Below are 10,256 nucleotides of genomic sequence, written 5' to 3'. Positions count from 1 at the left end.
GGCTGGGATCGAACTTGTCAGCGGAGATGCGCGCTTTTATGGCAGCTAGAGCGTCCATCGCAATCCTCGAAGCTGAAAGGTCAGGAGCCGGAAGGCTGCTGATCCCAGGACTAAAGGCAGAGTTGGTAGGCAACCATACATTCTGGGTTCAAACGGTCCGCCCCTTCTAGGTTATTTCCTTTTTAGCTGCTCTGAGGCAACCGGTGCGCTGAGCCTTGGCAAGCAGCCCCGCCGGCCAAACGGGATCCCTGGCCCAAAGGCAGGTATGATAAGGGGATAACCAAGGCTCTGGCCCGCAACATTGGATTTTGCGGGGTCACAGACCGGCAATGGCGAGCGGCGTGGTTGATGGGGAGAGATAACCTGTGAATTTCGGTCGCGTGCTGACGGCAATGGTGACCCCCTTTACGCCTGAGGGGGAGCTTAACTACGAAGAAGCCGCTCGTTTGGCTGATTACTTGGTAACCCACGGCAGCGATGGCTTGGTGGTCTGCGGCACCACTGGCGAGTCTCCCACCCTAACCTGGCAAGAGGAGTACGAACTGTTCCGCGTGGTGCGAGATGCGGTGGCCGGTCGGGCTAAAGTTATCGCCGGCACGGGATCCAACTCCACCCGCGAGGCCATCGAAGCCACCAAAAAAGCTGCCCAATTGGGTTTGGATGGCTCTTTACAAGTGGTGCCCTACTACAACAAGCCCACCCAGGCTGGCCTCTATCAGCACTTTAAGGCGATTGCCCAAGCCAGCGACCTGCCTATCATGCTCTACAATATTCCCGGTCGGACGGGGGTGAGCCTGCAGCCGGAAACGGTGGCGAAACTAGCGGAGTTGGAAACGATTGTCGCCATCAAGGAAGCTAGTGGTACAATGGATGTAGTTTCGGAAATTCGGCGGCTTACTCCCCCACATTTCGGCATCTATTCAGGAGATGACTCTCTGACACTGCCGATCTTATCCTTGGGAGGCAGCGGTGTGGTCAGTGTAGCCAGCCACTTGGTTGGGCCGCAACTGCAGGAGTTGATCCAAAGCTACAGCAGCGGACAACACGGCCAAGCTTTGACCTATCATTTGCGTCTGTTTCCACTGTTTAAGGCTTTGTTCATCGAGACCAACCCTGTTCCCATCAAAGCAGCGCTAGAGATGCAGGGTTGGCGAGTGGGGCAGGTGCGCCCTCCGCTGGTGCCTCTCCAGGCCAGTTCTCTACAGGTTTTACGGCAAGTGCTGCAAGAAGTAGGCCTCCTGGCTGAAGCGCAGGGATCCGAACGAAGGACGGCGAAGGCTTCATGATCCCATCTTTATGACATTTTCTTAGGTTTTGCCTTTACCATGACGAGAGTTTTTCAAGGGTTGGGGGGTCTTCTGTGGCGTTTGAGCTGTGACTAGGGCCGTTTTTCTTCTAAAGTTTTTGCTTTTTCCCCACCGGGAAAGAGATAAATTGCGACCGCGGAATCCGGCTTTTACCTATGACCTTGCGGGTAAGTTTGCTGGGATTTGTCTACACCAGTTTTTGTCTGTTTGACTGTCACTGTTGAGGATCTAAAGCTAATATGCCAACACCACGGACTTCCATTGCTTCCCGTCCTGCGGCCTCGGCAGCCAAGCCCACTGCCTCGCTGCAGATGATCCCGCTAGGAGGCGAGCGGGAGATCGGCAAAAACACCTGGGCCTTCCGCTACGAGGATGACATCATCCTGCTGGATGCCGGTTTGGCTTTCCCCGATGAGAGCATGCACGGCATCAACATCGTGCTGCCGGACATGACCTACATCAAGCAAAACCGCGATAAAGTGCGGGGGATGGTGGTTACCCACGGCCACGAAGATCACATCGGCGGGATCCCGTATCACCTACGAGAATTCGACATTCCGGTCATCTATGGCCCGCGTTTGGCGCTGGCGTTGCTGGAGGACAAGCTCCGCGATGTGGGGCTGTTGAACCGCACAGAATTGCGCCCGGTTGGGCCGCGGGATATCGTGCCCCTGAGCAAGTACTTCTTTGCTGAGTTTATCCGCAACACCCACTCTTTTCCCGATAGCTTCACGGTGGCTCTGCACACGCCGGTGGGTGTTGTCATCCAGACGGGCGACTTCAAGATTGACCACACGCCGGTGGATGGGGAGCGCTTCGACCTACAGCGACTGGCCGAACATGGGGAAAAGGGGGTGCTGTGTCTGATTAGCGACTCCACCAACGCCGAGGTGCCTGGGTTTACTCCTTCCGAAGCCTCGGTGGTGCCAGGCCTTACCAAGGCGATTGCGGGAGCCAAGGGACGGGTGATCATCACTACCTTCGCTTCTTCGGTACACCGCCTCAATTTGGTGTTGCAGATTGCCGAGCAGCAGGGCCGGGTGGTGTCTCTGTTGGGCCGCTCCATGCTGAACGTGGTGGCTCACGCGCGGCGCTTAGGCTACATCCGCTGCAAGGACGAGACGCTGCAGCCGATGCATGTCATCAACAGCTTGCCGGACGACCAGGTAATCATCCTCACCACGGGATCCCAAGGCGAACCGCTGGCTGCTCTGACCCGCATCGCCAACGGCGAGCACCCGCAGTTGCAGATCAAGCCAGGAGACACAGTGATCTGGTCGGCCAACCCCATTCCCGGCAACACGCTGGCAGTAACGCGGGTGATCGACAAGCTGATGGAGCTGGGAGCCGATGTCATCTACGGCAAAGACAAGGGGCTGCACGTCTCCGGCCACGGCTGCCAGGAAGACCAGAAGCTGATGATTGCCCTCACCCGTCCTAAGTTCTTTGTTCCCACTCATGGGGAATACCGCATGCTGGTCAAGCACGCCGAAACGGCAATGAGCATGGGGATCCCGCGGGAAAACATCGTGATCATCGGCAACGGCGATGTAGTGGAGGTGAACCAGGAGCGCATTGCTGTCGTCGGCAAGGTGCCCACGGGGGTACAGATGATTGCCGCTTCCCACGATGGGGTGGTCATGGACGAGATGCTGCAGGAGCGCCAGCAGATGGCCAAAGATGGCATGGTGACGGTAGTCATCAGCTTGGATGGCAGTGGCCAGTTGCTCTGCACGCCGCAGGTGCAAAGTTTGGGCCTGGCGGGTGAGGGCAATTCCTTTAAAGGATCCGACCTAAAACCCCTGCTGGAGGACACTCTCAAGCAAGCTTGGCCGCGCTTTGCCCGCTCGCTGGAGCGGGGCAGGCTGGAGATCGACTGGGCCGGCCTCAAGGGGGAGGTAGAGCGGGTGGTGCGCCGCTTTGTCCGCGAACAACTGCCCGGCAAGCCGACGGTACTGGTTTTTGTCCAGTCGCCTGAAGAGGAGTCTGTGCCGGTCACCTCTCTGCCAGTTGGCGAAGTGCGGCAGGAGCAGGTAACCTTGGGGCGGCGGCGGCGCTCCTCGGCGGCGGTGGCGGCTTCGTAAGAGGGGGTGGCTGGCTCTCACGGCTTCCCTGGGCTGGAGAAGGGGAGTTCTGCTTTTGGGAAGCTGCTAGACGAGAGCTCTGCCAATGCCTCGGGAGAAAGGGATCCCACCTCGCTAAAGGGTGGGCAGCGGCGCTGGGGTGGGACCGGCTGCTGCAGGATCCTCAGGAAAGCCTCCGCCAGGTCGGCATATCCCCGGTCGTTGGGATGAAAGCCATCGGCCAGCGGGCCGGGGAAGAAAGACTCGCGGCGGTAGGAGCGGGGATCGCAGAGGAGGTCCACCACGGGGATCCCCTCTTGGCTCAGGGGGTTGATGGCCCGTTGGCTGAGGCCGACGGAGACCCAAGCCAGCAGTTGCCGCAGGCCCCTGGGCTGCTGCTGCCCCAGGGGGATCAGGGCAAAGTTGGGCAGGTTGGCCACCGCCAGGCGAGCTTGGGGAGCACGGGCCCGCACCGCCTGCAGCAGGGTTTGGTAGTCGGCGGCAAATTGTTGGATCTGGCGCTCAACAAAGGGCAAGGGATCCTCGCCCTGCAGGGCCCGTTGGGCTGCGGCAAAGACAATGGCGTTGGTGTCGTTGCCGCCCACCCAGAGGGTAATCAGGGTGGCGTTGGGAGGGATGCGCGGCACTTGGTCCTGGAGCAGGTTGGCCGGGATCCCTTCCCGCAGGGCTTGCATGGCTGGGCTGAGTACCGCTCCTGAGCGGCCCAAGTTAATTAGCTCCACCGGGCCGGGCAGCAGGCGGGCCAGGCGGGGGACATACCCCGTCCCGTTGGGGCAGTCCAGCGGCTCTGAGCGCTGCGGGCGGGTGCCGGCAGCGTTGGCTGGACCATCGCAGGAGATGGAGGCGTTGAAGCCAACGGCATCACTGGCTCCCAGAGCCACGTAGCGGGTGAGGGCGGGCGGGCTGGGTATGAGAACAGCGGGGGGAGATCCAGAGGCTTCGGAACAAGCAGTTAGCCCCCACCCCAGCATCCCGATTGCCACTGAGAGCAGCAGCAGCAACCGAACGGGTCTGAGGGCTTGGGGTGAGGGCGCTTGCCTTTTTTGCCAAGTAGGGGATCCCATGGGGTAGCTTTGCTGCAGAGGTGGGGGAAGCCCCCAGCCAAGCTAGCCGAAGATTGGCCAATTGGCGAGTATGGTGGGAGTATGGCGCTGCGTTTTTGCAAGTCCCGCACCTACCACGATCCCCTGCACGGCGCCATCAGCCTGGATGGCGGGGATCCGGTCGAGGCGCTGCTGATTCGCCTCATCGACACGTCGGCCTTCCAGCGCCTGCGCCGCATCCGCCAGTTGGACACCGCTTTTTTTACCTTCCATGGCGCTGAGGGCTCCCGCTTTACCCACTCGGTGGGAGTGCTGCAGGTTACGCGGCGCCTGTTTGACAAATTGGCCCGCCGCTACCCGGAGCTGCGCCCCTACCGCCCTGTAACGCTGGTTGCCGCTCTGCTGCACGACATTGGCCATACCCCCTTTAGCCATGCCGGCGAGGAGATCTTCGGCTGCCGACACGAGGTCTGGACGGCCCGCATTGTGCGGGAGGATCCCCAGATAGCCACGCTGGTGGCGGAGTTTGACCCGCAACTGCCGGCCCAACTGGAGCAGGTGTGGCAGAAACAATTTCCCCTGCCGCTGGTGGGGCAGCTTATTGCCAGCCAACTGGACTGCGACCGCTTTGACTACCTGATGCGCGACAGCCTGCTCACCGGCGCCCAATACGGCCACCTGGATCTGGATCGCATCCTCACGGTGTTGGACTACGACCCGGAGACGGGATCCCTCTCCATTCCCGCCCGCAAGGGCCTGGGAGCCATTGAGCACTATCTGGTGGTGCGCTATTTCATGTACACCCAGGTGTACCAGCACCCCAAGAGCCTGTGTGCCCGCTTTATTTTGGAGCGGCTCTTCAAGCGGGCCCAGGTGCTCCTGCACCAGGGAAAGATCGAGCTGGATCCCATCTTGAGTGCCTGGTGTTGGGCGGCGCTGGCGGCGCAAAAGGGGGATCCCTTCGAGCTGCCTTTGCCCCTCTATTTGGCCGCTGACGATGTGATGTTCAGCTACCCTTTTCGCTTTTGGGCCATGGCGGGGAAGGATCCCATCTTGGCCGATTTGGCGCGGCGCTATTTGGATCGGGATCTGTTCAAAGCCCGCAACATCACCCGCTTGTCAGAAGAGCGGCGCCAAGAGCTGGTGGCAACGCTAAGCCAGAAGATGCAGCAAGATGGCTTGGATCCAGAAAGCTACTTGGGAATTCGCTCGGCCCACGTCCAGGGCTACAGCTTCTACGACCAAGGGATCCAACTCAAAACCGAGGACGGCTACGTGGAAATTGCCCAGCTCTCGCCCCTGGTGCGATCCCTGGTGGAAACGCAAAGCCAGGTTTGGCTGATCTTCCCCCGCCCCTACAGCGATATCGTAGAGAGGGCTTTGTCTGCCTAGAGGATTGGCAGATCCCAGGGCTAGGGCATGGGCAAAATCCGTTCCTTATCTGAAAGAGGGAAGCAAGAGTGGGAATCCCGGAGATCCTGGCGATGGTGTTGGCGCTAACGGCCCTGGCGATTGCCTTGGTGGCGCTGCGGCTGGGGCGGGCGCTGTGGGCTTCCCCCTGGCTGCGGGATCCCTTGCCGGAGCAAGCGGCAGAGGTCGCAGCGGCCCTGGAGCGGCTGGCGGTGATCGTGCCTGCCTACAACGAGGCGGAAAACGTGGTGGGCTGCCTAAGCAGCATCCTGGACAGCACCGCCGCCCCGCTGCAGGTCTGGCTGGTGGACGACGGCTCCACCGATGCTACCTGGGAGCTGGCCCAGGCCCTGGCTGCCGAAGGGCAAGATCCGCGGCTGCACCTGCTCCAAGGGGATCCCCGCCCCCAGGGTCAAACGTGGGTGGGCAAAAACTGGGCCTGTGCCCAAGCCGTTGCCGCCCTGGCCGCCCAGCCTGATCCCCCCGACTACCTGCTCTTTCTCGACTGCGACGTGCGGCTGGGATCCGCTGCCATCGAAGCAGCCCTAGGACAGTTGCTGGCAAGCGGCAGCGGCTTGGTAAGCGTAGGGCCTCAGTTGGTGTGCGGCTGTCTGGCCGAGTGGCTGGTGCAGCCCATCATGATGGTCATCTTGGCGGCAGGCTACGACTTTGCCGCCGTCAACGATCCCAAGCGTCCCAAGGCCTTTGCCTTCGGGCCGTTCATGCTGTTTCGCCGCTCCGCCTACGAGCAAGTGGGCGGACACGCCGGCGTGGCCAATGTGGTTATCGAGGATGTGGCCTTGGCCCAGCGCATCAAAGCGGCTGGCCTGGGCTTGCAGATTTGCCTAGGGGGGTCGCGGGTGCGATGCCGCATGTACGCCAATGGAGCCGCCCTCTGGGAAGGGTGGACGAAAAACTGGTTCCTGGGCCTGGAGCGCAACTGGGCCCTCGCCGTGTTGGCGATGGTCACTGTCTTAAGCCTCTGCAGCCTGCCCTGGCTGGGGTTGATCCTGGCTGCAGCTACGGGATCCCTGCAGGTCTTGGCGGCCAGCCTGGCCGGGATCCTAGGCCAAGGGGTCATCCGCCTGCTTCTATGGCGTTGGGCCCACCTGCCGCTGCGTTACTGGTGGCTGACGGCGGTGGGAGGCTGGGTGACGGCGGCCATCATCTTGGCTTCTGCCATCCGCACCACCAGCGGGCGCAACTGGACTTGGCGGGGCCGTCCCCTGGCAGCAAGCTAAGCAGAATACAAGAAGCCCCTCCCGCTGACGCGAGCAGAAACACCGCGGGAACATGGTCTAATGGGGAATGTTCGGAGAGGATCCCAAGATAAACAAGCGGCGTTTACAAACAGTGGGATAGCGCAATGCAGGCTTTGGTCATCGGCTCCGGGGGACGAGAACACGCTTTGGCGTGGAAGCTGTTGCAGTCTCCCCAGATTACTCGGGTCTACTGTGCACCTGGCAACGGCGGCACGCAGCAGATGCCCCGCTGTCAGTCTGTGGCTTTGGCGGCCACCGACATCGAGGGACTGGTGCGATTTGCTACCGTGCAAGGGATCCGCCTGACGGTGGTGGGGCCGGAACTGCCCTTGGTCGCGGGAATTGTGGACGCCTTTCAGGCAGCGGGGCTCCCCATTTTCGGCCCCAGTCGCGCCGCCGCCCAACTGGAGGGAAGCAAGCTCTGGGCCAAGCAACTGATGCAGGAAGCAGGGATCCCTACGGCTCCGGCTGCTGGCTTTGCCGACTTGTCTGAGGCACTGGCCTACCTGGATTCAAGAACTCCGTCAGGCAAAGGCAGCTATCCGGTGGTGATTAAAAAAGATGGGCTGGCCGCCGGCAAGGGGGTAACCGTTGCCCACAGCCGGGAAGAAGCCGTGCAGGCCCTGGAGGCGGCCCTGGCCAAGCCGGGCGAGCGGGTGCTGATTGAGGAGTTCCTTGCCGGCCAAGAGGTCTCGGTGCTGGCCTTGACGGATGGCCAGATCTGCCTGCCGCTGCTGCCCGCCCAAGACTACAAGCGCCTTGGCGATGGCGATACCGGCCCCAATACCGGCGGCATGGGGGCCCACGCCCCAGCAGACCACCTGGTGACGCCACAGCTTTTGGCCCGCATCCAGGCCCAAGTGCTAGATCCCACCCTGCAGGCGCTGCAGCGGCGGGGCATCCGCTACCAGGGGGTGATCTACGCCGGCCTAATGATCACGCCCAACGGGGATCCCTATGTGTTGGAGTACAACTGCCGCTTCGGGGATCCCGAAGCCCAGGTGATCCTGCCCCTGTTGGAAAACCCTCTGGACGAGGTGCTGCTGGCCTGCATCGAGGGACGGCTGGCCGATCTTCAACTGAAGTGGAAACCTGGCTACGCCGCCTGCGTGGTCATGGCCGCCCCCGGCTACCCTGACAGCTACGAGCGAGGGATCCCCATTGCCGGCCTGGAGGCCGCCGCCGCCACCGGGGCCCTCGTGTTCCATGCCGGCACCCGCCAGGTGGGCAAGCAGCTCCTCAGCGACGGCGGGCGCGTCCTCTGTCTTACCGGCCAAGGGGCAACGCTGGCGGAAGCGCTGCGCCAAGCCTATGCCGCAGTGGAGCAAGTCCAGTTCCCCAAAGCCCATTACCGCTCCGACATTGGCAGCCGCGCCCTTGGGCCTGCCGTCCGGCGAGGTGTAGTGCCCGCCTCCTAGTCCCCTTCTTTTTTCGACTGCATCTCAAAGCCCCAGAGAGGTCGCTTCTCTGGGGCTGGTAAAGCGGCTTTAAAAAAAGCTTTGATGATTAGAGCCTAACTCCTCCAGTAAAGAGACGGCAACGATAGTATCAGAATCTCAACTTTCCTTAGATTTTCTCAACGGTGGAGCTGTTCCCAGTTGCAACTAACCTGCTCGGTGCTTGGATTCCTCTGGCGTCAGCGGGCCGGAGTTCTGGCGGCTAGGGAGAAGGGAGGCAGCCACGGCTGTTCCCAACTGAGGAGAAGAGGACTAATGTCTCGATCCCGGATGCATGCAGTTGAGCATCAGGGTGCGAAGTCCTACTCTAAGCTGAGGTTGAAGGGCTCCTTCTGCCAGAGCCAGCGGGGTGGGATCCCCAGTCCTTCGGTTAAGGGCGCAGACCTTTGCGGCGCCTGAGGGTTGCAGTCGTAGAGGGTAGTGGTGTAGCGATAGGTGCGCGGCGGCCCGCCCTTGAGCCGGATGCCGCTAATCTCAAAGAGGTAGGGGCGATTGGGCTGGACGGATCCTACCGAGTAAGTGAGAGTCTCTAGGCCAAAGGCGGGATCCCCAACCCGCAGATCCCAAACCGGCACTGCCTCGCCAGTGAGGGCATCGGTGATGCGAACTTGGGCCTGGCTGAGATCAGAGAGGCCGCCGCGGCTGGGCACCGAGAAAGACCAGCGGTAGGCAGACAAAGGTTGGCTGGAAAACCCTTCGAGGCGGTACAGGTAGCCGTCCCTCTCCGGGAAGGCAATGAACTCTGGATCTGGCACTGACTCGTCAAAACCGAAGATCCAATTAGCATTGGCCTGGGTCACCCGTCCGGCCCGCGGGTCAAAGACGATGCCGTAAGCTCCTTGGGCGTACTGGGGGTAGAGGTTCCAGCGGCGATGCCCCACATCCACGAAGTTTTCCCGGCCCGGCTCGGCAAAATAAATATCCACCTGGCGCGCCAGCACCCGCCCTGGGTCGGGGCCGTTCAGCTCCAGAATCGGGCCAATCGCCAAGTTGCTAAAGCGGGATCCCGCCGCCCCGGCAGGAGTGAAGCAACGCCAAGAGGGGGGTGGCTCGTGGCTGAGGGCGCCATTGGCCACCTGCAGCAGCGCCGCCTGCTGAGCGGCCTCCAGGAATTCGGGATTGAGCTCCACCGGGGGCAACTCGTGCAACAGCCGCAGAAAGTTCAGCCGATCCATCATCTTCTGGGCTGCTGCCGGGGTGAGGCGACCGGGATTGCAGGTGGCAGCCTGAGGCTGCTCGGCATAGATGGAGCCCGTGAAGGTGCGAGTCTGGCGATCCAACTGGCAGAGGAAGTTGGCAATCGGCAGCTCTCCTGCCCGCGGAGGTTCTGGAGCTGTGAGGGATCCCCTCCCACCACAGGCAGCCACCAAAAATAGTAGGCAGAGCAAACTAAGAACCCCCCCTGCCCAGACTTGCTGCAAACTGGGCAGCCGCTGCCAAGGCATGTAAGTCCTGTAGGCTTACCGACTGGCGGGGGTGGGAGTGGGCGTGAGGCTGGGGGGACTGACGGTGCTGCTGCTACCCTCGTCACAGGCAGACAGCAGCCCCAGGCAGAGGAACAGGGCTAGAGCCCCCAAGAGCTTGCAGGTCACTTGGGTGGGTTGAAGTGTAGCCATCGCAACAGATCTCCAAAACCCTGCCAGGTTTGACCCTGTTTTATCACGCAGGGGGGGAAGTGCCAGAGCAGAACCTG

The 10,256-nt window shown here is 61.7% G+C and carries 8 protein-coding genes; 5 read left to right on the top strand and 3 right to left on the bottom strand.

All coding sequences use genetic code 11. The features are described 5' to 3' along the window. Positions 1-365 precede the first annotated feature (365 nt). Both dapA and NW863_RS09925 read left to right on the top strand, forming a co-directional pair. Complete coding sequence (gene dapA, locus NW863_RS09930; protein WP_414366061.1) at positions 366-1,286, top strand: 4-hydroxy-tetrahydrodipicolinate synthase; 921 nt, start codon at positions 366-368, stop codon at positions 1,284-1,286. Between the two features lie 260 nt (positions 1,287-1,546). Beyond that, positions 1,547-3,391: a ribonuclease J gene (locus tag NW863_RS09925; RefSeq protein ID WP_414366058.1), complete on the top strand. Its 1,845-nt coding sequence runs from the start codon at positions 1,547-1,549 to the stop codon at positions 3,389-3,391. A gap of 17 nt (positions 3,392-3,408) precedes the next feature. Here the strand turns inward: NW863_RS09925 and NW863_RS09920 are convergent, their stop codons facing one another. Continuing rightward, entirely contained in the window at positions 3,409-4,455 is a 1,047-nt protein-coding gene (locus tag NW863_RS09920; protein WP_414366057.1) for an SGNH/GDSL hydrolase family protein, read from the bottom strand. Positions 4,456-4,536: 81 nt separating this feature from the next. Here NW863_RS09920 and NW863_RS09915 point away from each other — a divergent pair, with 81 nt between their 5' ends. From NW863_RS09915 to purD, 3 genes are all read left to right on the top strand, one after another. Then, complete coding sequence (locus NW863_RS09915; protein WP_414366055.1) at positions 4,537-5,826, top strand: HD domain-containing protein; 1,290 nt, start codon at positions 4,537-4,539, stop codon at positions 5,824-5,826. Positions 5,827-5,894: 68 nt separating this feature from the next. After that, positions 5,895-7,085 carry a glycosyltransferase gene (locus NW863_RS09910; RefSeq protein WP_414366053.1) on the top strand — a complete coding sequence of 397 codons (1,191 nt, stop codon included), beginning with the start codon at positions 5,895-5,897 and terminating at the stop codon, positions 7,083-7,085. Between the two features lie 125 nt (positions 7,086-7,210). Continuing rightward, positions 7,211-8,524: a phosphoribosylamine--glycine ligase gene (purD, locus tag NW863_RS09905; RefSeq protein ID WP_414366051.1), complete on the top strand. Its 1,314-nt coding sequence runs from the start codon at positions 7,211-7,213 to the stop codon at positions 8,522-8,524. 341 nt (positions 8,525-8,865) lie between these two features. On the opposite strand, the gene NW863_RS09900 is transcribed toward purD, so the two are convergent. Together NW863_RS09900 and NW863_RS09895 are read right to left on the bottom strand one after the other, a co-directional pair. Next, positions 8,866-10,008 (bottom strand): CAP domain-containing protein, encoded by a 1,143-nt coding sequence (locus NW863_RS09900; RefSeq protein ID WP_414366049.1) that lies wholly within the window; start codon positions 10,006-10,008, stop codon positions 8,866-8,868. 15 nt (positions 10,009-10,023) lie between these two features. Next, positions 10,024-10,179, bottom strand: a complete 156-nt coding sequence (locus NW863_RS09895; protein ID WP_414366047.1) for a hypothetical protein — start codon at positions 10,177-10,179, stop codon at positions 10,024-10,026. Positions 10,180-10,256: the final 77 nt, after the last annotated feature.

Source organism: Synechococcus sp. B60.1 (assembly GCF_047462555.1).
In the GTDB taxonomy this organism is placed as follows: Bacteria; Cyanobacteriota; Cyanobacteriia; order Thermostichales; family Thermostichaceae; genus Thermostichus.
The sequence above is the reverse complement of the archived record's forward strand: the minus strand, read 5'-3'. Positions and strand labels throughout refer to the sequence as shown.

Bases quoted from the DNA above. Each gene is read 5' to 3' on its own strand.
- purD (WP_414366051.1), top strand. From the start codon at position 7,211: ATGCAGGCTTTGGTCATCGGCTCCGGGGGACGAGAACACGCTTTGGCG.
- NW863_RS09895 (WP_414366047.1), bottom strand. From the start codon at position 10,179: ATGGCTACACTTCAACCCACCCAAGTGACCTGCAAGCTCTTGGGGGCT.
- NW863_RS09915 (WP_414366055.1), top strand. From the start codon at position 4,537: ATGGCGCTGCGTTTTTGCAAGTCCCGCACCTACCACGATCCCCTGCAC.
- NW863_RS09920 (WP_414366057.1), bottom strand. From the start codon at position 4,455: ATGGGATCCCCTACTTGGCAAAAAAGGCAAGCGCCCTCACCCCAAGCC.
- NW863_RS09900 (WP_414366049.1), bottom strand. From the start codon at position 10,008: ATGCCTTGGCAGCGGCTGCCCAGTTTGCAGCAAGTCTGGGCAGGGGGG.
- NW863_RS09925 (WP_414366058.1), top strand. From the start codon at position 1,547: ATGCCAACACCACGGACTTCCATTGCTTCCCGTCCTGCGGCCTCGGCA.